The organism is Brenneria corticis (assembly GCF_003115855.1).
Classification (GTDB): Bacteria; Pseudomonadota; Gammaproteobacteria; order Enterobacterales; family Enterobacteriaceae; genus Brenneria; species Brenneria corticis.
On record NZ_KZ819074.1, the window covers coordinates 17203 to 42261 of the forward strand.

A 25059-nucleotide genomic window follows, 5' to 3' on the forward strand; every position below is an offset into this window, starting at 1 on the left:
ATCATTGCTGTCCCTATAGCCTTTCGTTTATTCAAGGAGTTCGCCCATGAATCAATTAGAATCCCTTAAACAGTTCACCGTGGTCGTCGCCGACAGCGGCGACATCGACTCTATTCGCCAGTTTGCGCCGCAGGACGCCACCACCAACCCGTCACTGATCCTGAAAGCCGCCAGCCTGCCTCACTATCAGCCGCTATTCGATGACGCCCTCGCCTACGCCCGCCGACAGGGCGGCAGCAAGGAAACCCAGCTGATCAACGCCGGCGACAGGCTGGCGGTGAATATCGGAGCCGAAGTGCTGAAAAGTATTCCTGGCCGTATTTCTACCGAAGTAGATGCCCGGCTCTCATTCAATCGTGGGATGTGCGTGGCGAAAGCCCGTAAGCTCATCGGGATGTACCAGGAAAAAGAGATTCCCCGCTCACGTATTCTGATCAAACTGGCGGCCAGCTGGGAAGGTATTCGCGCGGCGGAAGAGCTGGAAAAAGAAGGCATCAACTGTAACCTGACGCTGCTGTTCTCTTTTGCTCAGGCCCGCGCCTGTGCTGAAGCGGGTGTATACCTGATTTCACCGTTTGTCGGCCGAATTTATGACTGGTATCAGGCTAAACAACCTGCCGGTGATTATCAGGTCGAGAACGATCCCGGCGTTGAATCGGTCCGCAATATTTATGATTACTATAAGCGCTACCGCTACTCAACCGTGATTATGGGAGCGAGCTTCCGTAAGGTAGAGCAAGTTCTGGCGCTGGCGGGCTGCGATCGGCTGACCATTTCCCCGGCGCTGCTGGAGCAGTTAAAAAACAGTAGCGAACGGGTGGAACGCCGGCTCACACCACCAACGGAAGCCCTTCACCATCCTATGCCCTTGTCTGAAGCCGAATTCCGCTGGGAGCATAATCAGGATCCGATGGCGGTAGATAAGCTGGCAGAGGGGATTCGTCTGTTCGCCGCCGATCAGCAAAAACTGGAAAACCTGTTGGCGGCCAGACTGTAACTTGTTGCCGTCAGGAGTCGTCAACCAAACGAGCCGGACGCATTCGGCAAGGCGTTCGGCCCGATTAACGTTGTTGGAACCATTTTAACGAATTGAGCGCCCAAATGACCGGGCAGACCCATATGAGTCGAGACGGATCACCGGCTTTCTTTCCCGCCAAACCACCCCTGAATATAGGCATGCTGCAACAGCATAATGGTTTTCGCATCCTTGATACGGCCGTCCTTCACCATGTCCATCGCCTGTGTGAAAGGCAATTCCAGCACCTCGATATCTTCATCCTCTACGCCGCCCCCGGCGTTTTCCCGCAGGGATTCATCGTACTCGGCGGCAAAGAAGTACACCCGTTCCGTCACGCCGCCGGGCGACATATAGGCGTCAAACAGCTTTTCCACCTTGCCAACCGTATAGCCGGTTTCCTCTACCGCCTCGTTGCGAATGCACTCTTCGGGGGAGTGGTCGTCCAGCAAACCGGCGCAGGTTTCCAGCAGCATGCCGCTTTCATTGCCATTCAGATAGGTGGGAATACGGAACTGGCGCGTCAGAATGACGGTGCCCTTCTCGCGGTTATACAGCAGGATGGTCGCCCCGTCGCCACGGTCGTACACTTCGCGGATCTGGCGTACCACGCCGCCATTTTTTCTTTTTAAATCATAGATATATTTATGGAGAATAAACCAGTGATCGGACAACAGTTTCTTTTCGATAATGGTAATCGGCGACGACATAACTGAACCCTAACAAGGAAGAATCAGTGTCGATGATAAAACGCTACGTGGCGGAATGCACGTAGCGTCACAGCCCGAGAGCCGTACTGATGAGCAGATAAGCGTTGAGCGCCACGACAATAAAAACAATCGCTTTTCCGCTATTTTGTACCAGGCGGCCGTTTACCATGCTCCCCATTAATTCCCGGTTGCCGGTGAACGACAGCAAAGGAACCAGCGCCAGCGCGATACCGAAGCTCAGCACCACCTGGCTCAGAACCAGCACCCGGGTGGGATCCATCCCCGACCAGATAATCAGAAAGGAAGGCAGCATGGTTACGGTACGCCGCACCCACAGCGGAATATGGAAATGAACAAAACCCTGCATCACCACCTGCCCGGCCAGCGTGCCGACGACGGTCGAGGAGAGTCCCGCCGCCACCAGGCTCAGGCCGAAAATGGTCGCCGCCGCCTGGCCCAGCAACGGTTCCAGCGTCAGATAGGCGCGATCCAGATCGGCGATATCCTGATTGCCGCTAAAATGAAACGCCGCGGCAGCCGTCGCCATCATCGCCAGATTGACAAATCCGGCTATCGTCATGGCTATCGCCACGTCCACTTTGGTCGCCGCATAACGCTGCTCGCGGGTATGTTTACCCTCGCGCTGCGTCAGGGAAGAGTGCAGGTAGATAACATGCGGCATAATGGTGGCGCCCAGCACGCCCGCCGCCAGAAAAACGGCGTCGGAGGTCGGCAGGCTGGGGATCGCCATCCCCTTGGCCAGCGCCGCCATTTCCGGACGCGAAAATACCAGCTCGACGATGTAGGCCGCCGCCACAAACAGCAACAGGCCGCCAATCACCATTTCCAGCGGCTTCTGCCCGCGACTTTGCAGCATAAGAATCAGAAAGGTGGCGATACCGGTCAGGACGGCGCCCTCAAGCAGAGAGACCCCCAGCAGCAGTTTAAAACCGATGGCCGCCCCGATAAATTCGGCCAGATCGGTGGCCATGGCGATAATCTCCGCCTGCACCCAGTAGGCCCAGACCACGGGCCGCGGAAAGCGATCGCGGATCAGTTCCGCCAGGTTTTTACCGGTGGCGATCCCGAGCTTGGCCGACAGCAATTGGATCAGCATCGCCATGATATTGGCCCAGACCACCACCCACAGCAGGGTATAGCCGTAGGCGGCGCCGGACTGGATATTGGTCGCGAAGTTACCCGGATCGATGTAGCCAATCGCCGCGATAAAGGCCGGTCCCATCAGAGAAAGCTTTATCTTTCTCGATCTACGGCTTGCTGACTCGACGACGCGGCTACCCGGCATACTATGCCCCTTCTAATGCTGTTGTTATACTACCTTCACACAGATGATAATGATTATCAAGCGCATTTAGAATGGCGATACCGATTCTTCCGATAGCCTAAGAGGATGATTCATACAGAAAATAAAAACACCTTTTTACATCAATCAACGTTAACAAAGTATAAACAAAAAACCCCACGCCGCAGCATGGGGTTTGCATAAAGGTAAAATTGAATAAACCCAATCACTCTTTCGCTTTAGATACCGCCACCATCGCCGGGCGCAGCAAACGTCCGTTCAGCGTGTAGCCTTTTTGCATCACCAGCATCACGTGGTTAGGCTTATGATCGGCCGATTCCAGCATCGTCATCGCCTGGTGAACTTCCGGGTTAAAGGGAACGTTAACCTCTTCAATCACCTCGATGCCAAACTTGCGCACCGCATCCAGCAGCGACTTGAGCGTCAGTTCGACGCCTTCAATCACCGGCGCCAGCGCCTCGTTGGATTTATCAGCCGTATCCAGCGCACGTTCAAGGTTGTCAATCACCGGCAACATTTCGCTGGCGAACTTCTCGACGGCGAACTTATGCGCCTTTTCGACGTCCATTTCCGCCCGGCGACGGATATTGTCGGCTTCGGCGCGCGCGCGCAGTACATTATCGCGCTCACGCTGTTGCAGCTCGTTCAACTGCGCCGTCAACTCGGCGATACGCTCATCACGCGGGTCGGTCGAGTCCGACTCGGCTTCCGCTTGTTGCCCTTTCGCCGTCTCCGGTTGATCCAAGACTTGCTCGTCGGGCGTATTCTGTTCTTTACTACTCATGAAATTCTCCGCGTTTTAGCATTAATCCCGCTAGTTGCTTATTATGGGGATCAAAACCGGGGATTCAAGGGAATCAGTCGCATATTGACTGCAACCCGCTCCGGGCACATCACGCTGAGGACAACGACAGCAATGAATAAACCGTTTAATTGCATTGGCATAGTCGGCCACCCGCGCCATCCCACGGCGTTGGCGACCCACGAAACGCTCTATCAATGGCTGACCGGCAAAGGTTATTCGGTATTGATTGAACAGCAGATCGCCCGCGATCTAAACCTGAAGGACGCCCGTACCGCCAGCCTGGCCGATATCGGACAACAGGCCGATCTGGCGGTAGTGGTCGGCGGCGACGGCAATATGCTGGGGGCGGCGCGCGTATTATCCCGCTATGATATCCAGGTCATCGGCGTTAACCGCGGCAATCTCGGATTCCTGACCGATCTGGATCCCGACCACGCGCAGCAGCAGTTGTCCGAAGTATTGGACGGCCGTTATCTGAGCGAACGCCGCTTTATGCTGGAAGCGCATATCTGCCGTACCGATCAGCCCAGCAGCATCAGCACCGCCATTAATGAAGTGGTGCTGCATCCCGGCAAAGTGGCGCATATGATCGAATTTGAAGTCTATATCGATAACAACTTTGCTTTCTCGCAACGTTCGGACGGACTGATTATCTCCACGCCGACCGGATCTACCGCCTATTCACTATCCGGCGGCGGCCCGATCCTCACGCCCTCGCTGGACGCCATCGCCATCGTGCCGATGTTTCCCCATACGCTCTCGGCCCGGCCGCTGGTCATCAACAGCAGCAGCACCATCCGGTTAAAATTTTCCCATATCACCAGCGATCTGGAGATCAGCTGCGACAGCCAGATTTCACTGCCGATACAGAAAAAGGAAGAGGTGCTGATTCGCCGCAGCGAACACTGCCTGAACCTGATACATCCTGAAAATTACAGTTACTTCAATACATTAAGCACAAAACTCGGCTGGTCAAAAAAATTATTCTAAAATTTTCACTCACTACTTTACTGTATATAAAACCAGTTTATACTGTATGTAATTACACCATGTTATTACATACAGGAAACTATCATGCTGGCGCAACTCACTATCAGTAACTTCGCCATCGTGCGCGAATTGGAAATCGACTTTCAGTCAGGAATGAGCGTCATCACCGGGGAAACCGGCGCCGGTAAATCCATTGCGATTGATGCTCTCGGCCTGTGTCTGGGAAACCGTTCCGACGCCAGCATGGTAAGGCCGGAAGCCGCCCGCGCGGATATCTGCGCCCGCTTTTCGCTGGCCGATACGCCCGCCGCCCGCCGGTGGCTGGAACAAAACCAACTGGATGACGGCAACGAGTGTCTGTTACGCCGGGTGATTGGCGCCGACGGACGCTCCCGCGGTTTTATCAACGGCACCGCGGTGCCGCTCTCGCAACTGCGCGAACTCGGCCAGCATCTGATTCAACTTCACGGCCAGCACGCCCATCAATTACTGCTCAAACCCGACCACCAGAAACATCTGCTGGACGCCTACGCAGATGAGCCCCTGCTGCTTGGCGCCATGCGGCAAATCTGGCAGCAGTGGCACCAGAGCTGCCGTGAGCTGGCGCAGTTGCAGCAGGCCGCCATCGAGCGGGAGGCGCGACGCGAGCTGCTGCAATACCAGTTGAAAGAGCTGAACGAGTTTGCCCCCCAGCCCGGCGAATACGAACAGATTGACGCCGAATACAAACGTCTGGCGAACAGCGGACAGCTGCTGGCGCTGAGCCAGCAAACGTTACAGCTGCTCAGCGATGACGAAGAGCAAAACATGCTCGGCATGCTGCACAGCGTCAGGCATCGGCTCGGCGAGCTGGTCGCCCTGGACGATAAGCTGTCCGGCGTACTGTCCATGCTGGAGGACGCGGGGATCCAAATCAGCGAAGCCAGCGATGAGCTGCGCCATTACAGCGAACAGATGGATCTCGATCCGATCCGGCTATACGAACTTGAGCAACGGCTATCCCGCCAGTTATCGCTGGCGCGTAAACATCATGTGCCGCCGGAAGGGTTGCCGACACTCCATCAACAGCTGTTGGAAGAGCGGCAGCTACTGGATCAGCAGGAAAACGATCACCACGCCCTGAGCCGCGCCGTAAGCGAATATCATCAACAGGCGCTGCATATCGCCGAGCAATTGCACGTTCGCCGGCAGCATCACGCCGGTGAACTGGCTCAGCTCATCACCGCCAATATGCACGATCTGGCGATGCCGCACGGGCGCTTCACCATTGAGGTGAAGTTTACCCCCGAGCATTTAACGGCCGGCGGCGCGGACAACGTTGAGTTTTGCGTCACCACCAACCCCGGCCAACCGCATCAACCGTTGTCCAAGGTGGCGTCAGGCGGGGAACTTTCTCGTATCGCGCTGATCATTCAAGTTATTACCGCGAGAAAAATGGATACGCCGGCGCTGATCTTTGATGAGGTCGATGTAGGGATCAGCGGCCCGACCGCGGCGATTGTCGGCAAAATGCTGCGCCAGCTTGGCGAATCGACGCAGGTGATGTGCGTCACCCACCTGCCTCAGGTCGCCGGCTGCGGTCATCAGCACTTCTTCGTCAGCAAACAGACCGACGGCGCGGAAACGGAAACGCTGATGCAACCGCTGGATAAACGCGCCCGGTTACAGGAACTGGCGCGCCTGCTAGGCGGTAGCGCCGTGACCAAAAATACCCTGGCGAACGCCAAAGAACTGTTGGCCGCGTAGGCCATAAAACATCACACCGTGGCGGGCAGGGAAGCCCGCCATAAAAAAACGCCAGGAGCGTTTTTCAACGTCACGTAGTGACGGCTCGAAGAGTGGCGGGCAGGGATAGCCCGCCATAACAAAAAATCCCAACTTTTTTGCCTTCCCGGGGTCATACTGGGGGTCTTGCAGGTTTTCAATTCAGGCAAGGTCTATTATCATCGTCAACCTATGCCCTTAAGGAATGTAATCACTATGCGCTGTAAAACGCTGACCGTCATCGCTGCGGTAGTTGTTATGCTGACTGCCGGCTGTTCCACGTTAGAGAAAGTGGTTTATCGGCCAGACATCAATCAGGGAAACTATCTGGCGCCGGGCGATGTCGCCAAAATCCATACCGGAATGACCAAACAGCAGGTCGCTTACACTCTGGGAACACCGATGATGCAGGATCCGTTCGGCAGCGATACCTGGTTTTACGTATTCCGCCAACAGCCTGGTCATGAGTCCGTAAAACAACAGACCCTGACGCTGACGTTTAACAGCGGCGGCGTATTAACCAATATCGATAACAAAGCCGCGCTGAATTAATCTGGCGCCGGCTGGTTGAATGTGAAGTTCATCCGACACGGCTAAAACCCGCGGATTTATCAGGAAGAGTGTTGCCAGCATATCGATGGCCGGCAGAAATAAGGCGACGACGCCTTATTTTTTTGCGCGCTCGGCGCGCTGTCGGCGCAGCTCTTTCGGGTCGGCAATCAGCGGGCGGTAGATCTCGACGCGATCGCCATCGTTGAGAATATCGCTCAGCTTTACCGTTCTGCTGTAGATACCGACCTTATTGGTCTGCAGATCAATGTCTGCCAGTAGCTCCAGCAGGCCGGATGCCGCAATCGCCTGCTCGACCGAGCTGCCTTCCGCTAACGTTACCGTGCGCAGATATTGCCGCTCCGGTAACGCATAAACCACCTCCACGCGGATATCAGGCACTGTAAACCTCTTTGGCGCGCTGCGTGAACGCCTGCACCATATTTCCCGCCAGCTCCTTGAAAACTTTACCGAAAGCGAGTTCAATCAGCGCATTGGTGAATTCAAAATCAAGGTGCAGTTCCACCTTGCAGGCATCCTTGCTCAGCGGCGTGAAATGCCAGTCGCCGCTTAGCTGACGAAAAGGCCCATCGACCAGCTGCATATTAATATTCTGGTTATTGGTCAGGGTATTGCGCGTGGTAAATGTCTTGCTGATCCCCGCCTTGGAAACATCAACGGCGGCGGTCATTTCGTCCGGCGTGGCAGACAGCACCCGGCTGCCGGTACAACCCGGTAAAAAAGCAGGATACGAAGAGACATCATTAACCAACCGGTACATCTGCTCCGCGCTGAACGGCACCAGAGCAGAACGACTTATTTTGGGCATACGATTTTCCGAGATTCATAAAACGCGCAAAATAATAGCACTGATAAGCCGACAGATAAAAATTCTGCGCGCACTATCGCACAATATCATTAACAATGGCGCAGACGCATGGCGGGGATTTCATTCCCTTTTACATCCAGTATAATGACGGCACTATGACAAAGAAAAAAGCGTACAAACCCGGCTCCGCCACCATTGCGCAAAACAAACGCGCCCGCCACGAGTACTTCATTGAAGAAGAATTTGAGGCCGGTCTTTCGTTGCAAGGTTGGGAAGTAAAATCACTGCGTGCGGGCAAGGCCAATATCAGCGACAGCTATGTAACATTTATAAGCGGCGAAGCGTATCTGTTCGGCGCCACCATCACGCCGCTTAACGTTGCCTCTTCACATGTTGTCTGTGACCCGACGCGTACACGTAAACTGTTACTCAACAAACGGGAACTCGATTCTCTGATAGGGCGCGTCAGCCGTGAAGGCTACACCGTGGTGGCCTTATCGATGTACTGGAAAAACGCCTGGAGCAAAGTCAAAATCGGCGTAGCGAAAGGCAAGAGAGATCACGACAAGCGTGATGACATCAAAGAACGTGAATGGAAATTAGACAAAGCCCGTATCATGAAGAACGCAAACCGCTAAGCCGGTGGCTTAAGTGATATAAGTTCTGGTATACTGGCGACAGTTTCTTGGGGGCTGATTCTGGATTCGACGGGATTTGCAAAGCCCAAGGTGCATGCCGAGGGGCGGTTGGCCTCGTAAAAAGCCGCAAAAAAATAGTCGCAAACGACGAAAACTACGCCCTAGCAGCTTAATAACCTGCTAAGAGCCCTCTCTCCCTAGCCTCCGCTCTTAGGACGGGGATCAAGAGAGGTCAAACCCAAAAGAGATCGCGTGGATGTCCTGCCTGGGGCTGAAGCGTTAAAATCAATCAGGATAGTTTGTCAGTGGCGTGTCTGTCCGCAGCTGGCCGGCGAATGTAAAGACTAGACTAAGCATGTAGTGCCGACGGTAGAGTAATTCCGGACGGGGGTTCAAATCCCCCCAGCTCCACCAATTTAGACACCGGTTATTCCCAGATAAGGCCGGTGAAGTACGAAAAGCCCGCATGGCGCAAGCCCTGCGGGCTTTTTTGCGTCTGCTGGATGCTGTGGCGATCCTGTGGCATCAACAACTTTTAGGTACCTTCTTAAGTACCGAAAGGCAGGTACCCATCCAGCGGATAGCTAAATAATGGAGGTACCTATGGCATGGTTAACAAAACCCCTCACCGATACGGAGATCAAAGCCGCCAAACCACAGGAGGCGGATTACAGCTGGCCGAGGCAAATATCTTTACCACGCCTACCTGTCGTTTATAGAGTCGCACGGCCACCAGCCACCCATCAGCCTGACGGTTTTCGGCAAGATGCTGCCTAACATGATGTCGGAATACGGGCTGGTGTACCTCAAGAGCAGAATTCTGCCCGTAAAGCAAACGCCAAAGAGAGAGCGAGGTATGAGGATGAAAAATCGTAAACAACAAATCGATCGCCTTAACAACATGGCCGATAAAGATATCGATTACAGCGATGCACCGGAATTGCCTGATGCGGTGTGGAACAATGCGGTGCGTGGTAAATTCTATAAACCGGTAAAAGTGCAGAAAACGGTACGTATTGATGCCGATGTGTTGAACTGGCTTGAAAGTGAAGGACCGGGCTATCAGACACGGTTGAATAATATTCTGCGCCGGGAAATGGAAAAAGCATTGCGTTCCTGAGTACGCACCTTCCCTTTTTGCATAATCTTAAAAAACGGTGGCAGCCGTATATAAAGAGATTGTCCAGTCTGCCGGCAAGGGACAGAGGCGCGGCCACAAGCCTCACTAAAAGTTTGGGTGTGGCTGGAAAACGTATTCTTTTTGTTTCATTTTCGGTCGCCGCTTATGAAATTTTCCAGGCTGAAGATAAAGCAACGGAAACACTTCATCAGGGAGCCGTTGCCACGGCAGGGATTGCTGGGGGATGGGCTGCAGGAGCGGGTGTTGTGGCTGTTGGCGCTTGCGCGGCCACCGCTCCTGTATGCGTCGGCGTCGCAGCGTTGATAGGTGGAGAACGGGCTGCAGCAGGCACAGAAATGTTATATGGAACAATTTATACGGTGCCTTAAAGGGAAAATCCGAGCATGAAACTAAGCGATCACGAACTGTCAAAACGAGTTCTAGTATGGCATGCCTTGTCCGATCTTTTTACAGCGCGTGAGTTACAGGACTACGACTATCAATGGATGGTCAAGGTGCTGAAAGAATCTGGCTTATCCATTCGCAGCCCAATATCGGCACCGAAATGAAAATCCTGTTGGGAATGTGCAATGAAACTTAGCCGCAATATTCTCGTCGTCGATGATGAAACCCGCTGGTTACGCACCATCGATATGTTGCTCAATCGGCACATTCCGGAAGCCAGGACCTACACCTGCGAAAACAGCCGTCAGGCCCTGCAACTGATCAACGACCTGGATATCGCGCTAGTGTTACTCGATCTCAACATGCCAGCCCTCGACGGCCGGCAATGCTTGGGGATATTCGCGAGCACGCCCCCTATGTCCGAGTGATCGTATTGACGGGACTCAATGAAACCGCAATCGCGGTAGAGTGCATGAAGCAAGGTGCCTACGATTTTATTACCAAAACCAGTTCGACCGACCACTTGCTGCTATGTGTCCGACGCGCCATGGAGATGATCGGGCTGGAACGGCGTTACCATCAAATTAAAGATGGTTTCTTTAACCGCATGAACCTGGAAGCATTCGATCAAATCCTTACCACCGACATCAAGATGCACGACTGCTTCAACTTCGCCGCCACCCTGCACGATAGCCGCGAGCCCATTTTAATCGAAGGGGAAATCGGCACAGGGAAGCACCTGTTTGCCGAGGCGCTGCAACAACTGGTTTGCCCAGAATTGCCATTGTTAGCGCTGTCACTGGCCGATGTATCCCCGCAGATATTGGAGCAAAAACTGCTTGGCATTGCCAATCAGGTGGGCTTACTCGATATGGCAGGCTCAGGCTTTTTGCTGCTCGATAATTTAGCGCTGGCGGGCGCGGAAACCCAAAGAATGCTCGCTCAACTGTGCCAGCGCAAACGCTATTTCCCACAGGGTTCCTTGCGGGAAACCGCCATTAAATGCCGATTACTGTTTAGCACGACGGTGCCACTGGAACAACTCGAACAAAGGGCTTTTTCCCACGGATTGCTCTACTGCTTGCAGCCACAACGGATCAAACTGCCGCCGCTTAGGGAACGAGCCGCCGATATTGGCCTGTTATTACAACATTTTAATGAGATGGCCTGCCAAGAGTTGGGCCGAGATTATCTCGCCCTGCCCCACGCTCTGGCGAGCCGATTAGAGGGGTACGCCTTCCCCGGGAATATTGCCGAATTAAAGTCGTTAACCTTTACCGCAGTTGGAATCAGTAACGGCCAGGAACTGGCCCTCGCGCCTTTTTTTAAGGCGCTGGAACAGACCCAACAGATGCCCCAAAGTGAATGGCTTGCCTTTCCGGCGAATTTGCCCACCATCAGAGAAATCACGCAGCAGTTGATCCATGAAGCACTCATTCGCACCAATAACAATCAGAGCGCCGCCGCCAAACTGCTCGGGATCACCCAAGGCGCCCTGAGTCGTCGTTTATGCAAGACTACCATCCAGCGGGTTGCTAAATAAGTTGGGTAGTGGCAACAACGCATTGCCGGATGAATCACTTTCGCACGGTACTTTATTTATTTCTTCAATAGACAATAATTTCGTACGCCGGCGTGAACGCCAACTAGCAAAAATGTGATGGCGGGCATTGTATCAGTTGGATAATATCGGAGTATTGGTCTCTATCGGCTTTATTTAACGCAATCCGCTGGTAAACTTTTCAGGACTTCGTAACCATACAGATTTTCTGTATCAGGCGTTATTCGATTCGAGGAATTGATACAATGGTCGTCCGGTTATCGGTTTATGATATTTGGCAATTGACCAGATTTCATAATAATGAACAGAGGTCCCTACGGGAGATCTACTATCTGAAGCTGCTAGTTAACAGAAGATATTGCTATGGAATTTCGTGATATTAAATATGTGTTAATGGTCGCAGAAGAAAAGAGTTTTTCTAACGCAGCGCAAAGGCTCTTTATTACTCAGCCATCGTTAAGCCAATCCATCGCCCGTATCGAAGAGTCCCTGGGGGTAAGATTGTTTGATCGCAGCAGAAAACCGTTAATGCTGACTTTCGCCGGGAAGCAATTTCTTGAAATGGCCTATCAGATTTTAAACTATGAAAAACAACTTCACAAGAAGATGAAAGATATAGCCGATTTAAAAAATGGAAATATCACCGTTGGTGTTTCTCAATTCCGGGGAAAGTACTTTTTCCCCAAAGTACTTCCGGTTTTTTATGATAAATACCCCGGAATTACAGTTTCTATTTATGAAAATAATGCATCAAAACTTGAAAGCGCAGTACTTACTGGGGATATAGATTTTTGCGTAGAAATTTTACCGGTTAAAAACAACGATCTGACCTATTCTCTTATCAATAAGGAAAGACATTTAATCGTATTGCCTCGAGATCATCCTGTTAACAATAAGTATAGCGTTAACAGTTCTGTTGATTCATACCCCTCCATCAATCTGGTTGATTTACAAAATGAGTCTTTTATTTATCTTCTTCCGGACTCTCAATCCAGAATACAGCTCACAAACTTTTTTAAAAAACAAAAATTTACACCAAAGTCAATTATTGAGGTCAGAAGTATGGAAACGGCCCATGCGTTAGCGGTCGCCGGCATAGGCGTTGCGTTCGTATCAGAAGTGATCATTCCTTACTGCAATCCTGAATTTCGCGGAAAGTATTATATATTAAACGGCTGTGAGCCTGATCAACTGCAAGTAGGATTCGTTTATAGAAAAAATGCTTACCTGTCAAAAGATGTATTTTCTTTTTTTTCAACGGTGAAAAGTATTTACAGGTAATGCGGTTTTATCTTTCGCCGGCATTAAGTCTGTTCCTCCCCACTACCTGTCCGCCCTGGCTCCATTCATTACTATAGTCGTCACAATGACAATTCTGATAGAAACAATTTTTATGGTGGTAATGGCCCTGGTGTTGGCTGAATTACCCTTATTACATTAATGTAAACAAAACGATAAATGCCGCTATCACTGTAGGAATCATATTACGTTTGCTAATTTCCATAGGATTAACCCCCGCAATTTTTGCCAGAATAATTGCCGCCGGGCATACCGGTGACATTGTACGCCCTAAACCGGCTCCGATTTGAACCATAGATCCCATTTCAATAATACCATAGCCGAAGGTCGGCGCGTGCGGTGTTACGGCTCCATTGAAGGCGAGTGCAGCCGCATTTCCTGTTCCTGATATTGCCGCGATAATAAAAGGACCAAACGCCGCCGAGTATTTTGCCAGTTGCTGCGAGCTCTTCATTATATCCAGCAACTCGTCAACCAGACCAATGGCCTGCATCCCCTGAATAAACATTGCCGCGGAAGCGATAATGCCGACGACATCGCAGAAACCATCACCCATTCCGCGGAAGAACTGCTTTGTCATCTCTTTTAAATGCTGTCGAGTAATAATAAACCCTAACGCTGTTCCCAGGATCATTGCCTGAGGCACGGTAAATTCAGGTATCAACTGTACCTGTTTACTGCCTAAAACTAAAATAACAATAGGAACAACAGGTATAACGGCAAATAAATAATTGACCTTGCTTTTTTCAATCTCCGCATCCTTGCTGACAGAGGTGCTGCTTCCCACGCCCTCTTTTTTTATATAAGCAATCACCATTAAAATCAATGCGGCGGCAACGGCAGCAATTAATACCTGCTTGGAAAAGGTCGAGATAACGGTCATTACATCCACTCCGGCCATTTCAGCCACCTGAGGGTTAAACATCAGTCCGGGACTCATGACGCTACCCCATGTTCCTAAAAATACAGCGCTGCCGGCCATTGCCGGACGAACTCCCACTGCCAGCAAAGTGGGAATTAAAAGTGCTCCTACGGCTGCAGCTAAGCCAGCCGCGCTTGGTATAGCAATATTCAGAAAAAATGTGGACAAAACAGCACCTGGAATAATAACTAACGGAACTTTCTTTAACAAATTCGTCATAAAAGTAACCAGATGTTTGCTGCAACCTGTATAGTCCATTACGTAGCTAAAGCCCATGACCGTGCAGATTGTTGGCACCAGACCGGGATTGGTTAACTCTTTGACAAAGGCATTGACCGCACTTACAACATTTCCACCGAGTAATGCCATAACCGCTCCGGAAATAATAAGCACTAATCTGGTTTCATAATTTTTTATGATAAAATAAAATGTTGCAATAATAATAAGAATACCAACCCACACCATGATTTTATTCCCCTAAATAGAATTACATTGGCTTTTATTGTTGGTTTCATCTGGTTTTGCAAAGCGGTGGATTATTATAGACGCCACGCAACTCCGGCAACTCAGAGCCGTTTATATGCGGTCATTTTTATTGCTATCACACTGGAGTAAAGCAGTATGGGCATCCGTCAAATTACTTTATTTTAGACAACCTTATTTTATATCGCATTTATCAAAATCCCATTCCCAGTCACAATAAGGAGCCGTTTCTCTAACGTCATCTCGTAACTCAACGCCAAGTCCCGGACCTTCCGGCACCATTAAATAGCCATTCTCAATTTTAAACGGCGTGGTTATCTCTTTTTGAATCCTCTCCCATTCACTTGTGATAGGACACATTTCCATTACTTCAAAATTAGGTATTGCGGCTGCCAGATGCAGGCTGCCGGCAAGATTAATGCTGCCGGTGGCAATATGCGGAATGACATTTACATAATGACTTTCCGCAATTGCTGCGGCTTTTTTACAGCCGGTAATGCCCGCCATAACGCAAATGTCCGGCCGTATAAAGCTAACGCTATCCTCCCGAAGCAGCATATCAACATCCTGAATACAGAAACTGCGTTCTCCGGCGCTGATCGGCGTTTTAGTTTTACGCGTTATTTCTTTCAGCGATAAATAATTTTCATAATTGATAGGATCCTCGAAGAAGAGAAGATTGCAGTCTTCTACCATCCTCAGCAGAGTAATGCTTTCATGCGGCTGTAACGCGCGATGAATTTCGCAACCAAGATCCATATCCAGCCCAACAGCTTCGCGCACGGCATGAATCATATCGCTCATTGCTTTCATCTGCCGGGCGTAAGTACCGGTGGCCTCCCTGATGTTGGTTGGATTTAATCGAATACAGGTATATCCTTCCGCCTGTAGTTTTATCGCTGACTCAACGCTCTCCTCAATGGTTTTGCCATTCACAACGCCCCATAAACGAATTTTCTTGCGGACGGCTCCGCCTAACAGCTCATAAATAGGGGCGTTATAATGCTTACCCTTGATATCCCACAAAGCAATGTCAATGGCGGAAATCGCGCTGCCGACAACCGTGCCGCCGAATTTAAACCGGTTATATAACTCGCTTCCGATATACTCTATCCGCATCGGATCCTGACCAATCAACGGTTTTTCCATGCGGGCAACGGCGCCAGCCACCGCTTCCCTGAACCCCCAGTTTCCGCCTTCGCCTGTACCGATAATACCTTCGTCAGTGTACACTTTTACGAATAAGCGGCGAGAGCCTGTTAAAATAGATTCTACTTTTGTGATCTTCATTCATTTTTCCTTAGTGAGAATATTGTCGCAATATATAGCACTTCACATATTCAAGATGTTCGAGCGTGACTCAGGGTTTTTGTTAATGATAAATAGTGAGATAACAGCCAATAACTCTGCCGTAAATCTGCACAAAATTCACCTCACCGGCTATTTATTTGGACTATCGCACTCTATAAACAATAATTCAAATTGGAAATTACATATAATATTATAGGTTTTTATTATACTTCATTTTAAATAGCTGTTCCTGATTCCCATCTCAATAGGGATGGGCGTGTAATAAACAGTTTTTTATTGAATGATATAAGTAAAACAATTTCCGGATCGGCATCAGGCGGGGATGCCGACTGGCTGCCCAAATGCGAGTTAGCTAAGTAGACGCCAGCAATGATACAACCGAAGACGTTGACTGCGGCGTTCCTGAGCTAAACACCTACCTGCAAAAGTACGCCGGGCAAGACAGCCGGGAACACTTTACTAAATGTTATGTCGCCGTTGATGAAAACAATAACCTAGCAGGCTTTTATACGCTGTCTTCCAGTGCGATCGACATCAGCGGCCTTCCCGATACGATTACCAGAAAACTTCCGCGTTACCCTTCCGTACCCGCTGCGTTACCTGGTCGCCTTGCCGTCGATTCTCAATGTATCGCGCTCGACGACGGGAATATGGGCTATGACCTGATACTCCACCAACAGCGAAAAAACCGGTTCCGGCCGTTTTATCGATTAGGTATAACTTTTATAAACTTGGCGGATAAATCGTTTATTTTATTATCCGACGTAATAAAGATAAAGTTTTCATAATTAGCTTGAGCAATAAGTATTCTATTAAAAGGATCTTTGTGTAACGATTCCGGTAAATTCAACACATTAAGCGAATGTTCTCCTTTAACCGCAAGTTCCTTGAATCCATTATCAAAAAGCCCTGTTCTTAACGCATCCGGATTGATAGTGAAATCGGGCTTATTCAAAGCAAATTTGATAGCGACTTCCCAAATACTGGCAGCGCTGAAATAGAGTTCATTATCAGTATCCTGAATAATATTTTTTACCTCTTGCGTGAGGTGTTCCGAGCTATAAGCAAGAAAGAGCAAAATATTGGTATCAAGTAAATACATTATTCATATTTCCCTTCAAACATATCCTGTATTTCTGCGTCATTCAGCTCATCAAAGTTATCTGGAACCGTTCCTTTGCCCTTCAGAAAATCCAGTTTACGTTTAGGCTTCTCTTCCGTGTAAGCCACGACCTTTACCAAAGTCTTGCCATTACGCGCGATCAGGAATGGCTCCCCGGTTTTCACTACGTCATTAAGTAGCTTGGAAAGGTTCGTTTTTGCCTCGTAGATGTTTACCTTTTCCATAACATCCTCCGGATCGTTAACCATACATAAATTAATCATAGTTTCGCTTACAGAACTTGGTCAAGTCAATCTAACCAGACTAACATAAATTAACCATCAGATTCAGTATGGCGCAATGCGGCGCGCGGTAAATTCTATAAGCCGGTGAAAGGGTAGAAAACGATACGTATTGATGCCGATGTGCTGAATTGGCTTGAACGGGCTATTAAACACGGCTGAAGAGCAGGTGCAGTGGTGCCGCCCCCCTTCCCCGCTCAGTTCAAAAACAGAATAAACATTGCGTTGCCGCTTTTTTCGTTATATTTTTCTGCAACGTTACACTAAAACGTTGCAGAGAGTATGCATCAGAGATATTCCTTCCGTTCATGCATCAATACTCTGCGGTAATCCACATCTATCTTACTGTTTAGAGGGGATTAGCATGTTTCATGAATTAAAAGGCAGACGAGTTTTAATTACCGGTTCGACTACTGGTATTGGGCTGGCGACGGCCAGACTGTTTCTAACCTATGGCGCCAGCGTCGGTATTAATGGTCGTAGCACTATTACCGATCCTCACATTCTGGATTCACTGAGTGCGCTACCAGGTCAGTACTCACAGTTTGCGGCGGATCTAAGTCATTCGGCTAATTGTCAGCGGTTAGTGGATGATTTTGTCGCTCGCTTCGGAGGAATCGACGTGCTGATCAACAATGCGGGCGGACTGGGCGGCAGGAGTACCCTGGAAAATATGGATGATGCGTTCTTCGATCGGGTCATGGATCTCAACGTACGCTCGGTCTTGATGACGACTAAACACGCCATTCCCCATCTGCGACAATCGGCCAAAGAGAGCGGACTGAGCAGCGCGGTGATTAGTACGGGATCAATAGCCGGGCGCGACGGCGGTGGAATTGGCGCCGGCGTTTACGGTAGCGCCAAGGCCTGGATACATAACATGCACCGCAACTGGGTAAAAGAGTTCACCCAGGATAATATACGCTTTAATGTGGTCTCGCCGGGGAGCATCGATACCGCGTTTCATCACGGAAAAAGTGATGAAACAGTGCAAAAGATGCGCGACGCCATCCCGATGGGGCGCTTCGGCCGCAGCGAGGAGGTAGCGCCGACTTATCTTTTCCTGGCGACTCACGCGTTAAGCGGATACATTTCCGGGCAAATCATTGACGTTAACGGTGGCCAGATGGCGCCTTAGTCCCCCTGCAAAAAACGTGTTCCGGGATAAAAAACTTATAATCAGGCAATAAAAACAGATGTAAGGAAAGTATGGCAAACATTCGTGATGTTGCGAAACACGCCGGCGTCTCCCTTAGCACCGTATCAAATGTGCTGAACGGGCGTACCGATCAAATGCGTCAGGAAACCCTGGAACGTATTGAGCAGGCCATGCGCGATCTGCACTACCATCCAAACAGGATCGCTCAGCAACTGAAAACGGGCCAGGCGAAAATGTTCGGCCTGCTGGTCCCTTCGATCATTAATCCGAGCTTTGCCGCTCTGGCGCGGGAAGTGGATCTGGCGGCGAAAACGCACCAGTACCGCGTATTGTTGGGAAACACCTATCGTCAGGTAGATGAAGAGCAAGCTTTCCTTGAAGATATGTTCGCTCATGGCGTTCGCGGCATCATTGTTGCGGCCAGTGATATGGAAAAGCCCCATTTTTCAAGGGCCGCGGCCCAAGGCATGATTATGATCGCCTACGACAGCCGCCTGTCCAGCGGGATTCAACCGAGCGCGACGCCTTACGATAGCGTTTCAATGGATAACGTCGAAGCCGGCCGACTCGCCGCCGAACACCTGATCGCCAGGGGATGCCGTCATATCTCCTTTGTTACCGAGGCAAGCCTTACCGCCAGCCGCTCTCACAAGATTGAGGGGTTCCTCAGCGCTGCCCGGGAACATGGGTTGCTAAGGGAAGAGATGATCGTCGAAGGGAAAGCCCTTTCCGCCTACGGGGACACCGAAATGACCGAGTTGGGGCGTCTGTTGGCTAAAAAAGTCTGCCAGCAGCCACGCAGGCCGGATGGCGTCGTCACCATCAACGATGCGCTTGGCATCGGACTGATGGCCGGACTGCACGAAGCGGGCGTTAACGTGCCCCAGGAGATCTCCATTGTGGGGATCGATAATATTTCACTTTCCGGGCTGATTTACCCTGGACTGACCTCCGTGATGCCGCCGCTTGCGGATATGGCCGCCACCATGGTGGAGCGTCTGCTTAACCGAATAGATAACCCGACGCTCCCTTCCAGAGAATATCTCTTCAAACCTGCGCTGGTCGTCCGCAAATCGGTCAGAGACGGGGAAGAGCTGCATTCCGATCATGCGCGATGATAACTATCTGTCCTGATGGCGCCGGACAGTGGGCGCCGGCACAGCATATAATCAGGCCACGGGGGCGTGCTTTGCCGTATTTCTCTCAGAATAGGATGGGGCCAACGGTCAGCAATATATTGGCAAAACGCCGGGTTTCACCAGAGGCTATCACCAGTAAGGTATCATCGCTTTTCACCAACGAGTAGAAACTGTTTCTGTCGACGTAAGTGATATCCACCGTATCCGCGAGTAACTTCTTATATTCTTTCTCAATGGTATTATCAAAATCATCTGGATAAGCCATCAACGTCGCTTTTTCAACATTAATATAGCCGAGAATCTTATCCAGAATGGCCGTACTACCAATCATACCCGGCGCAAAGTTAAGATAAACCACTTGTGCATTGCGCGATGAATTAGTAACAAAAGAGTAGTTTGCGTCAGCAATTAAAATATTGGTTTTATGACCGCATTGCGCCAATATTTTCAACAACTCCGGATGAATAATTTCTGATTTGATCATAAAAAAATCTCAAAAAATGCGACGGGAAATAAATCCCATCGCATGAATTTTTACATTCTGTAAATTCCGCCGTTAATATCAATGGTCGCGCCGGAAATAAAGCCATCATATTCAGAGGCAAGAAACTGAATAGCTTTGGCGACATCTTCCGGCGTTCCCGCCCTTCCCAGCGGAATTGCCTCGATGGTCTGGTCGGCCGACTCCCTGCTGGTATGTTGATTATGGAATCGCGTTCCTAAAATCAGCCCCGGCGCAACGGCATTGACCCGGATCCCATGCTCACCCAACTCCGCCGCCAGTGAACGCGTCCAGGTTAATACCGCGCCCTTGGTCGTTGAATATGCCAGAGATCCGGAATGGCCGCCGGATCGCCCGGCCAGAGAGGCCAGATTGACAATACTCGCTCCGTCGCTGGCATTCTTTAAGTGTGGTAAGGCGCTTTGCGTCACATTAAGCATTGTCGTCATATTGACATCAATAACCGTCCGCCAAAATTTATTATCAATTTCGCCCAGCCACTTTCTGGCAATAATACCGCCAACGTTATTGACCAATATATCAATACCGCCTAAAAACTCGGCGGCCAGTGATACGCATTTAGTGGCATCCGTTTCATCGGTTAAATCGGCATAGCCATAGGTTGCTCTCCTCCCCAGAGCCTTCGCCATTTTGACCAATTCTTTTGGCCCTTCCTCACCGCTAAAATAATGGATATAAATATCACATCCCGCTTCAAGCAAGGCTTGTGCCGTTGCTTTACCAATACCCTGCTCCGCGCCGGTAATCAGCACTTTTTTACCTGATAATGATCCCATTATGGACTCCTGTTTATTGCACATCTCTTACATCAACCGGAAAGTTGGCTTTAGATTTGTGGACTAATTGATATGTGACGGCGCCGTTATTTACGCAAAAAACGCAAATCGGCTTCCTTTTAAATTGGCAAATATTCGTTTCGCAGACCCTACTCGCTATTCCTTATTTACCCGGCAGCTATTTTTTCCGCTATTACCTGCGTACAAGCATCAATCACCTGATCCAGCGGACGATTAATGTCGATACGGAAGACATCCGGTTCCGTTGCATCGGGCCGCTCCAGCGTGGCGAACTGGGAGTCCAGCATCTGTGGACGGAAAAAATGCCCCTTACGCAGCTTAAGCCGCTCTTCAATCACGGAATATTCGCCATCCAGGAAAAGGAAGGAAAGGTGGGGATTTCCCTGGCGTAAAATCGCGCGATAACGCTTCTTCAGTGCGGAACACACCAGCAGCGATCCCGCATTTGTGCGCAGCATGGCATAAGCGGCGTCATTCAGCGCCTGAAGCCAGGGCGCACGGTCGCTATCATTCAGGGCATGGCCTTGCGCCATTTTTTCCACGTTAGCGCGCGGATGTAAGAAATCGCCGTCAAGACACGCAAACTCCAGACGTTGGCTGAGCTTTTGCGCCACGACGGATTTTCCACTGCCAGAGACCCCCATAATGACGAAAAGATGTCGCCCTTTGCTTTCCGCCCGGTCGTCGACCCGGCTGTGTTGATCCTGCCTGAGGATCTGTTCGTCTGACGGATAAGAGTTACCACACGCGTTATTGCTCATTTTTCCAATCCTGTAAGGCCTGGCCGGACTTATCTCCGATGCCAGGACGGCTTATGCCTGAATCTGTTGTGTCTGGACGCCTTTCAGCATCGGCAACGCCGGTGCTGAAAAAACCTTCCGGACCGCCCTTTTTTCATTACGGCTGTTTCATTCGTAACCGGCCAGCCCCGGCAGCCAGGTCGTCAGCGTGGGCGCCAGCGCCACAATGATTATTCCGATAAACACCACCGCCAGATATTTCGCCATTGGCCGAATCACATTTTTCATCTCCACGCCACAGATGGCGCAGGTGGTATACAGTCCCAGCCCGATGGGGGGAGCGAACAGTCCAAAGCCCATGGAGAGAATCATGACGATGCCGAAGTGCAGCGGGTTGAAACCCAGTTGAATGGCGATGGGCACCAGAATCGGCGCAAAGATAATCAGCGCGGGCGCCCCTTCCAATACGGCGCCGAACACAATCAGAATAACGATGGTCAACATCAGGAATAGCCAGGCCCCCTGATCCATGCCGATCCCGACCAGAAGCGCCGCAATCTGCTGTGGGATCATCTGAATGGTTAGCGCATAAGACAGGCTGGTGGCGCAGGCGACGATAAACAGCAGCACCCCGGACATCGCCGCGATATCAACGAACATTTTCACCGTGGCTTTCAGCGTGAGTTCGCGGAAGGCCAACCGCCCCACAACGATGGCGTAAATCACGGCAAAGGCGGAAATCTCCGTCGAGGTGGCGATCCCCATCATCACGCCGCGGCCAATCATGAAAATCATCACCAGACCGACGGCCGCCCCCAGGTAGAGCTGAGCTCGCGGGCGTAATACCGGATAAGCTGCGCTGACGTTGATTTTAGAGCCGAAGCGGTTGGCGGCGATAAGCAGCAGTACCAGCAGACAGGCGGCGGGCACCAGCCCCGCGATAAATAGCGCGCCAATGGAAATATTGGCGACAAAACCCATCACGATCAGGTTGACGCAGGGGGGAATGGTTTCCGCCATCACCGCGGACGCGGCAAAAACGCCGGCGGCTTCTTCACTATCCTGTTTAGCGCGACGCACCGCCGGCATCAAAACCCCGCCGACCGCGGCCACGTCGGCAAGTTTGGAGCCGGAGATACCGGAGAAGAAAGCCATCGACAGTACGGTGGTCATATTCAGGCCGCCGCGAAAGCGCCCCATACCGCGAACGATCAACTCCACCAGACGCGTAGACATGCCGTTGATTTCCATGGCGGCGCCGGCCAGCAGGAAGAACGGAATGGCAAGCAGCACAAAGTGGTCAACGCCCGCCGCCACCTGCTGTGAAAAAAAGACGAACGGCAGCGAGGGATCGCAGATAAAAAAGACCATCGCCGACATTCCCAGGGTAAAGGCGATCGGAACGCCGGCAAGAATCCCCAGGACAAAGCAGATCAGCATCAGCCCGGCGGCGGCGGTGGCGGGATCGGCCATCATCGAAAGCTTTATATAGCCGAGCAGCATCAGCGCCAGGATCCCCACGCCGCTCAGCAGCACAATCCGGGTTCGCTCACGCAAGGCGTGCTCCAGCGCGGCGATCATCATTACGACGGAGCCGATCAGCACCGGAATGACATAGATAGTCTGCGGCAAGCCGGTCTCCGTTGTCTGCATCCGCGCAGCCTGTACCAGGTCATAGCTGGAAACCACCAGACCGACGGAAACCAGGAACAGAATCCAGCGACTGGCGTGAACGACATAGGGACGAACCTTCTCCGGCAAAAAGCGCAGGAAGAGATCGACGCCAATATGGCCGCCGCGACCGGTGGACGTAGCGACGCCGAAAAATACCAGAGCGATCATCATGGCCCGCGCCACTTCTTCCGCCCAGTGGATAGGAGAATGTAGCGCATAGCGCCAGATAACGGACGCAAACACCACCAAGACATTAGTGAGCAGTACCAATGCGCCGGCGTAGGACGTTATGGTCGTCAGAAACCGGCTAAGCCGGCTCAGGAATACAACAGGCCTGGTTTCATCTTTGGCCGTCGTGGATAGTTCTGCCATGTTGAACCTCTCAATAGGGTTCCGGGTGCATATCAGGGGTTGGCATCAGGCTCGCCGTCGGTGCCGTGAGCCTGATGCCGCCAGGATCACTGCGCATCAGATGCCGCTGTGGCGCTAATCTCGTCAACAACCGGCTGCAACTGCGGGTATTTGGCGAGAAACTCCTTCCAGACCGGCTGTACCTGCTGGTAGAAATATTCACGATCGACTTCGTGGAACGTCACGCCTTTCGCCTTCAGATCCTGAATAGCTTTCTGCTCCAGCGCGTTCGCTTGCCGACGTTCGTATTCCGTCGCCTCTTTTGCCGCCGCCAGTACATCGGCGCGCAACGGCTCGGGAATTTGCTGGAAGCTGTTTTTATTCATGGCGATCATGATGGGGTTATAAATATGTCGGGTAAGCGCGGCGTTCTTGGCGATTTCATAATACTTACTGGAATAAACGGTTGCGGCGTCATGCTCGACGCCGTCAATAACCCCCATTTGCAGACTGGAATAAACTTCACCGCCGGGCATGGGAATAGCCACCGCGCCCATATGATTCAAGGTTGCAATAAAGTTGGGCACCGGCAATACGCGAATTTTCAGGTTCTTCAAATCTTCAGGTTTTTCAACCGGCTTTTTGGTGTAAACATTGCGTGAGCCAAGGCTGTATCCATAGCCCAGTACCATTACGCCGGCTTTTTTTGACATCAGATCGGAAAGCGTCTCTCCGGCTTTACCGTCAAGCGCTTTGCCGACCTGATCGTAATCTTTAAACAGATACCCTAAATCCAGTACGCCTATTTCAGGCACCAGCGTTGCCCAGATGGAACTTCCGGAAATCATCATGTTGATGGCGCCGATGCGTACCTGCTGGGTGGCATCGGCTTCTTTGCCCAACATACCGTTGGGAAAATAGTTCAGCTTGATTTGTCCATTAAGTTTTTCATTTTTGTTCAAATTTTCCTGGAATCGCTGAAACCAAATGTAATGGGATGAGGTTCCATCGGCGGGCAGGGAAGAATAAACCCGCATATTGATGGCGGCCTGAGCCTGAACAGCCGAAAACGCCGAGCATCCCACAATTAAGGCGGTGCTCAAACACGTTGAGGCGATTGCATGGCGCAACGTAAGGCGTTGAATGGTTTTCATAATAATTATCCTGCCGTAGGTTATACTTGGTATCTATCTGTGCCGTTTAGCGGTTAAAATACGCGAACGTCGCCGTATAAAATTACTGACAATGGTCACTATCCGCTTTCTGCAACGTTTTAGTGTAACGTTACAGAAAAACTATCGGCACCCTGTTGAAAAAGCAAGCGGCCTGAAGTCAATAACTCGACAAGATTGAATTTTTGTGCACAACGTCGCTAATTTTGCTGAAAGTGTTACAAAGGAAAAAATGACAAAACGGTGTTTAGTCACTGTTCAGTGAATCATTTTTAACACCCGCAGTTCATTGCGTTTGCGCCCTAAGCACCAGGTAGGGGTCGAATGGACAAGATAGCGTCTGACGGGCGCTAAAATAGAAAAAACCGGCTCAGG

Annotated in this window: 27 protein-coding genes, 1 other RNA gene and 1 pseudogene; 15 read left to right on the forward strand and 14 right to left on the reverse strand. The window is 50.9% G+C overall.

From position 1 onward, the window contains the following. Window positions 1–46: 46 nt before the first annotated feature. A complete protein-coding gene (gene tal, locus DDT56_RS05175) occupies window positions 47–997 on the forward strand; it encodes a transaldolase (RefSeq protein WP_136165434.1) in 951 nt (316 codons plus the stop codon). A gap of 137 nt (window positions 998–1134) precedes the next feature. Here the strand turns inward: tal and nudK are convergent, their stop codons facing one another. From nudK to grpE, 3 genes are all read right to left on the reverse strand, one after another. Beyond that, entirely contained in the window at window positions 1135–1725 is a 591-nt protein-coding gene (gene nudK, locus DDT56_RS05180) for a GDP-mannose pyrophosphatase NudK (protein ID WP_136165435.1), read from the reverse strand. Window positions 1726–1792: 67 nt separating this feature from the next. After that, entirely contained in the window at window positions 1793–3031 is a 1239-nt protein-coding gene (locus tag DDT56_RS05185; RefSeq protein WP_136165436.1) for an Nramp family divalent metal transporter, read from the reverse strand. A gap of 223 nt (window positions 3032–3254) precedes the next feature. Continuing rightward, window positions 3255–3833 (reverse strand): nucleotide exchange factor GrpE, encoded by a 579-nt coding sequence (grpE, locus tag DDT56_RS05190; protein ID WP_136165437.1) that lies wholly within the window; start codon window positions 3831–3833, stop codon window positions 3255–3257. A gap of 132 nt (window positions 3834–3965) precedes the next feature. On the opposite strand from grpE, the gene nadK reads away from it, so the two are divergent. From nadK to bamE, 3 genes are all read left to right on the forward strand, one after another. Next, window positions 3966–4844, forward strand: a complete 879-nt coding sequence (gene nadK, locus DDT56_RS05195; protein WP_136165438.1) for an NAD(+) kinase — start codon at window positions 3966–3968, stop codon at window positions 4842–4844. 84 nt (window positions 4845–4928) lie between these two features. Further along, a complete protein-coding gene (recN, locus tag DDT56_RS05200; protein ID WP_136165439.1) occupies window positions 4929–6590 on the forward strand; it encodes a DNA repair protein RecN in 1662 nt (553 codons plus the stop codon). Between the two features lie 234 nt (window positions 6591–6824). Further along, window positions 6825–7160, forward strand: a complete 336-nt coding sequence (gene bamE / locus DDT56_RS05205; protein ID WP_136165440.1) for an outer membrane protein assembly factor BamE — start codon at window positions 6825–6827, stop codon at window positions 7158–7160. Window positions 7161–7274: 114 nt separating this feature from the next. Here bamE and DDT56_RS05210 read toward each other — a convergent pair whose 3' ends face one another. Both DDT56_RS05210 and DDT56_RS05215 read right to left on the reverse strand, forming a co-directional pair. After that, window positions 7275–7559 (reverse strand): RnfH family protein, encoded by a 285-nt coding sequence (locus DDT56_RS05210; RefSeq protein ID WP_136165441.1) that lies wholly within the window; start codon window positions 7557–7559, stop codon window positions 7275–7277. Next, window positions 7552–7986 carry a type II toxin-antitoxin system RatA family toxin gene (locus DDT56_RS05215; RefSeq protein ID WP_136165442.1) on the reverse strand — a complete coding sequence of 145 codons (435 nt, stop codon included), beginning with the start codon at window positions 7984–7986 and terminating at the stop codon, window positions 7552–7554. The genes DDT56_RS05210 and DDT56_RS05215 overlap by 8 nt, the downstream gene beginning before the upstream one ends. Window positions 7987–8141: 155 nt before the next feature. Here DDT56_RS05215 and smpB point away from each other — a divergent pair, with 155 nt between their 5' ends. The 9 genes and pseudogenes from smpB to DDT56_RS05255 all read left to right on the forward strand — a co-directional run bounded on the left by smpB (window position 8142) and on the right by DDT56_RS05255 (window position 12991). Next, complete coding sequence (gene smpB / locus DDT56_RS05220; RefSeq protein WP_136165443.1) at window positions 8142–8624, forward strand: SsrA-binding protein SmpB; 483 nt, start codon at window positions 8142–8144, stop codon at window positions 8622–8624. A 50-nt stretch (window positions 8625–8674) separates the two neighbouring features. Beyond that, window positions 8675–9038, forward strand: a transfer-messenger RNA (tmRNA) gene (ssrA, locus tag DDT56_RS05225). 253 nt (window positions 9039–9291) lie between these two features. Then, window positions 9292–9432 (forward strand): annotated as a pseudogene (locus DDT56_RS25045) (primase-like DNA-binding domain-containing protein); the annotation flags it as partial. A gap of 54 nt (window positions 9433–9486) precedes the next feature. Further along, a complete protein-coding gene (locus tag DDT56_RS05235; RefSeq protein ID WP_109054558.1) occupies window positions 9487–9744 on the forward strand; it encodes a BrnA antitoxin family protein in 258 nt (85 codons plus the stop codon). A gap of 119 nt (window positions 9745–9863) precedes the next feature. Further along, window positions 9864–10133: a hypothetical protein gene (locus tag DDT56_RS05240; RefSeq protein ID WP_136165445.1), complete on the forward strand. Its 270-nt coding sequence runs from the start codon at window positions 9864–9866 to the stop codon at window positions 10131–10133. A 15-nt stretch (window positions 10134–10148) separates the two neighbouring features. Then, window positions 10149–10313: a DUF7079 family protein gene (locus tag DDT56_RS24360; protein WP_168197574.1), complete on the forward strand. Its 165-nt coding sequence runs from the start codon at window positions 10149–10151 to the stop codon at window positions 10311–10313. A 21-nt stretch (window positions 10314–10334) separates the two neighbouring features. Next, window positions 10335–10577, forward strand: a complete 243-nt coding sequence (locus DDT56_RS05245) for a response regulator (protein ID WP_136165446.1) — start codon at window positions 10335–10337, stop codon at window positions 10575–10577. Window positions 10578–10621: 44 nt separating this feature from the next. Beyond that, window positions 10622–11692 (forward strand): sigma-54-dependent transcriptional regulator, encoded by a 1071-nt coding sequence (locus tag DDT56_RS05250; RefSeq protein ID WP_168197578.1) that lies wholly within the window; start codon window positions 10622–10624, stop codon window positions 11690–11692. Between the two features lie 381 nt (window positions 11693–12073). Further along, window positions 12074–12991, forward strand: a complete 918-nt coding sequence (locus DDT56_RS05255; RefSeq protein WP_136165448.1) for a LysR family transcriptional regulator — start codon at window positions 12074–12076, stop codon at window positions 12989–12991. Window positions 12992–13142: 151 nt separating this feature from the next. Here DDT56_RS05255 and dcuC read toward each other — a convergent pair whose 3' ends face one another. From dcuC to DDT56_RS05280, 4 genes are all read right to left on the reverse strand, one after another. Beyond that, window positions 13143–14396, reverse strand: a complete 1254-nt coding sequence (gene dcuC, locus DDT56_RS05260) for a C4-dicarboxylate transporter DcuC (RefSeq protein ID WP_136165449.1) — start codon at window positions 14394–14396, stop codon at window positions 13143–13145. A 192-nt stretch (window positions 14397–14588) separates the two neighbouring features. Then, complete coding sequence (locus DDT56_RS05265; protein WP_136165450.1) at window positions 14589–15704, reverse strand: mandelate racemase/muconate lactonizing enzyme family protein; 1116 nt, start codon at window positions 15702–15704, stop codon at window positions 14589–14591. A 724-nt stretch (window positions 15705–16428) separates the two neighbouring features. After that, window positions 16429–16827, reverse strand: a complete 399-nt coding sequence (locus tag DDT56_RS05275; RefSeq protein ID WP_246856725.1) for a type II toxin-antitoxin system VapC family toxin — start codon at window positions 16825–16827, stop codon at window positions 16429–16431. Beyond that, complete coding sequence (locus DDT56_RS05280; protein WP_136165452.1) at window positions 16827–17072, reverse strand: type II toxin-antitoxin system Phd/YefM family antitoxin; 246 nt, start codon at window positions 17070–17072, stop codon at window positions 16827–16829. The genes DDT56_RS05275 and DDT56_RS05280 overlap by 1 nt, the downstream gene beginning before the upstream one ends. Before the next feature lie 421 nt (window positions 17073–17493). On the opposite strand from DDT56_RS05280, the gene DDT56_RS05285 reads away from it, so the two are divergent. Together DDT56_RS05285 and DDT56_RS05290 are read left to right on the forward strand one after the other, a co-directional pair. Further along, window positions 17494–18267, forward strand: a complete 774-nt coding sequence (locus tag DDT56_RS05285) for an SDR family NAD(P)-dependent oxidoreductase (RefSeq protein ID WP_136165453.1) — start codon at window positions 17494–17496, stop codon at window positions 18265–18267. Between the two features lie 71 nt (window positions 18268–18338). Continuing rightward, window positions 18339–19406: a LacI family DNA-binding transcriptional regulator gene (locus tag DDT56_RS05290; RefSeq protein WP_136165454.1), complete on the forward strand. Its 1068-nt coding sequence runs from the start codon at window positions 18339–18341 to the stop codon at window positions 19404–19406. Window positions 19407–19491: 85 nt separating this feature from the next. On the opposite strand, the gene DDT56_RS05295 is transcribed toward DDT56_RS05290, so the two are convergent. The 5 genes from DDT56_RS05295 to DDT56_RS05315 all read right to left on the reverse strand — a co-directional run bounded on the left by DDT56_RS05295 (window position 19492) and on the right by DDT56_RS05315 (window position 24666). Continuing rightward, on the reverse strand, window positions 19492–19911 hold the full coding sequence (locus DDT56_RS05295; RefSeq protein WP_136165455.1) for an RbsD/FucU family protein: 420 nt from the start codon (window positions 19909–19911) through the stop codon (window positions 19492–19494). A 50-nt stretch (window positions 19912–19961) separates the two neighbouring features. Beyond that, a complete protein-coding gene (locus tag DDT56_RS05300) occupies window positions 19962–20726 on the reverse strand; it encodes an SDR family NAD(P)-dependent oxidoreductase (protein WP_136165456.1) in 765 nt (254 codons plus the stop codon). A 167-nt stretch (window positions 20727–20893) separates the two neighbouring features. Beyond that, window positions 20894–21508: a gluconokinase gene (gntK, locus tag DDT56_RS05305; protein WP_136165457.1), complete on the reverse strand. Its 615-nt coding sequence runs from the start codon at window positions 21506–21508 to the stop codon at window positions 20894–20896. A gap of 147 nt (window positions 21509–21655) precedes the next feature. Then, window positions 21656–23533 carry a TRAP transporter large permease gene (locus DDT56_RS05310; RefSeq protein ID WP_136165458.1) on the reverse strand — a complete coding sequence of 626 codons (1878 nt, stop codon included), beginning with the start codon at window positions 23531–23533 and terminating at the stop codon, window positions 21656–21658. Between the two features lie 86 nt (window positions 23534–23619). Beyond that, entirely contained in the window at window positions 23620–24666 is a 1047-nt protein-coding gene (locus tag DDT56_RS05315) for a TRAP transporter substrate-binding protein (RefSeq protein WP_136165459.1), read from the reverse strand. Between the last annotated feature and the right edge of the window lie 393 nt (window positions 24667–25059).

What these genes read in the sequence shown, in the direction of transcription:
- tal (WP_136165434.1), top strand. Translation starts at nt 47, where the DNA reads ATGAATCAATTAGAATCCCTTAAACAGTTCACCGTGGTCGTCGCCGAC.
- nudK (WP_136165435.1), bottom strand. Translation starts at nt 1,725, where the DNA reads ATGTCGTCGCCGATTACCATTATCGAAAAGAAACTGTTGTCCGATCAC.
- DDT56_RS05185 (WP_136165436.1), bottom strand. Translation starts at nt 3,031, where the DNA reads ATGCCGGGTAGCCGCGTCGTCGAGTCAGCAAGCCGTAGATCGAGAAAG.
- grpE (WP_136165437.1), bottom strand. Translation starts at nt 3,833, where the DNA reads ATGAGTAGTAAAGAACAGAATACGCCCGACGAGCAAGTCTTGGATCAA.
- nadK (WP_136165438.1), top strand. Translation starts at nt 3,966, where the DNA reads ATGAATAAACCGTTTAATTGCATTGGCATAGTCGGCCACCCGCGCCAT.
- recN (WP_136165439.1), top strand. Translation starts at nt 4,929, where the DNA reads ATGCTGGCGCAACTCACTATCAGTAACTTCGCCATCGTGCGCGAATTG.
- bamE (WP_136165440.1), top strand. Translation starts at nt 6,825, where the DNA reads ATGCGCTGTAAAACGCTGACCGTCATCGCTGCGGTAGTTGTTATGCTG.
- DDT56_RS05215 (WP_136165442.1), bottom strand. Translation starts at nt 7,986, where the DNA reads ATGCCCAAAATAAGTCGTTCTGCTCTGGTGCCGTTCAGCGCGGAGCAG.
- smpB (WP_136165443.1), top strand. Translation starts at nt 8,142, where the DNA reads ATGACAAAGAAAAAAGCGTACAAACCCGGCTCCGCCACCATTGCGCAA.
- DDT56_RS05235 (WP_109054558.1), top strand. Translation starts at nt 9,487, where the DNA reads ATGAAAAATCGTAAACAACAAATCGATCGCCTTAACAACATGGCCGAT.
- DDT56_RS24360 (WP_168197574.1), top strand. Translation starts at nt 10,149, where the DNA reads ATGAAACTAAGCGATCACGAACTGTCAAAACGAGTTCTAGTATGGCAT.
- DDT56_RS05245 (WP_136165446.1), top strand. Translation starts at nt 10,335, where the DNA reads ATGAAACTTAGCCGCAATATTCTCGTCGTCGATGATGAAACCCGCTGG.
- DDT56_RS05250 (WP_168197578.1), top strand. Translation starts at nt 10,622, where the DNA reads ATGAAGCAAGGTGCCTACGATTTTATTACCAAAACCAGTTCGACCGAC.
- DDT56_RS05255 (WP_136165448.1), top strand. Translation starts at nt 12,074, where the DNA reads ATGGAATTTCGTGATATTAAATATGTGTTAATGGTCGCAGAAGAAAAG.
- dcuC (WP_136165449.1), bottom strand. Translation starts at nt 14,396, where the DNA reads ATGGTGTGGGTTGGTATTCTTATTATTATTGCAACATTTTATTTTATC.
- DDT56_RS05265 (WP_136165450.1), bottom strand. Translation starts at nt 15,704, where the DNA reads ATGAAGATCACAAAAGTAGAATCTATTTTAACAGGCTCTCGCCGCTTA.
- DDT56_RS05275 (WP_246856725.1), bottom strand. Translation starts at nt 16,827, where the DNA reads ATGTATTTACTTGATACCAATATTTTGCTCTTTCTTGCTTATAGCTCG.
- DDT56_RS05280 (WP_136165452.1), bottom strand. Translation starts at nt 17,072, where the DNA reads ATGGAAAAGGTAAACATCTACGAGGCAAAAACGAACCTTTCCAAGCTA.
- DDT56_RS05285 (WP_136165453.1), top strand. Translation starts at nt 17,494, where the DNA reads ATGTTTCATGAATTAAAAGGCAGACGAGTTTTAATTACCGGTTCGACT.
- DDT56_RS05290 (WP_136165454.1), top strand. Translation starts at nt 18,339, where the DNA reads ATGGCAAACATTCGTGATGTTGCGAAACACGCCGGCGTCTCCCTTAGC.
- DDT56_RS05295 (WP_136165455.1), bottom strand. Translation starts at nt 19,911, where the DNA reads ATGATCAAATCAGAAATTATTCATCCGGAGTTGTTGAAAATATTGGCG.
- DDT56_RS05300 (WP_136165456.1), bottom strand. Translation starts at nt 20,726, where the DNA reads ATGGGATCATTATCAGGTAAAAAAGTGCTGATTACCGGCGCGGAGCAG.
- gntK (WP_136165457.1), bottom strand. Translation starts at nt 21,508, where the DNA reads ATGAGCAATAACGCGTGTGGTAACTCTTATCCGTCAGACGAACAGATC.
- DDT56_RS05310 (WP_136165458.1), bottom strand. Translation starts at nt 23,533, where the DNA reads ATGGCAGAACTATCCACGACGGCCAAAGATGAAACCAGGCCTGTTGTA.
- DDT56_RS05315 (WP_136165459.1), bottom strand. Translation starts at nt 24,666, where the DNA reads ATGAAAACCATTCAACGCCTTACGTTGCGCCATGCAATCGCCTCAACG.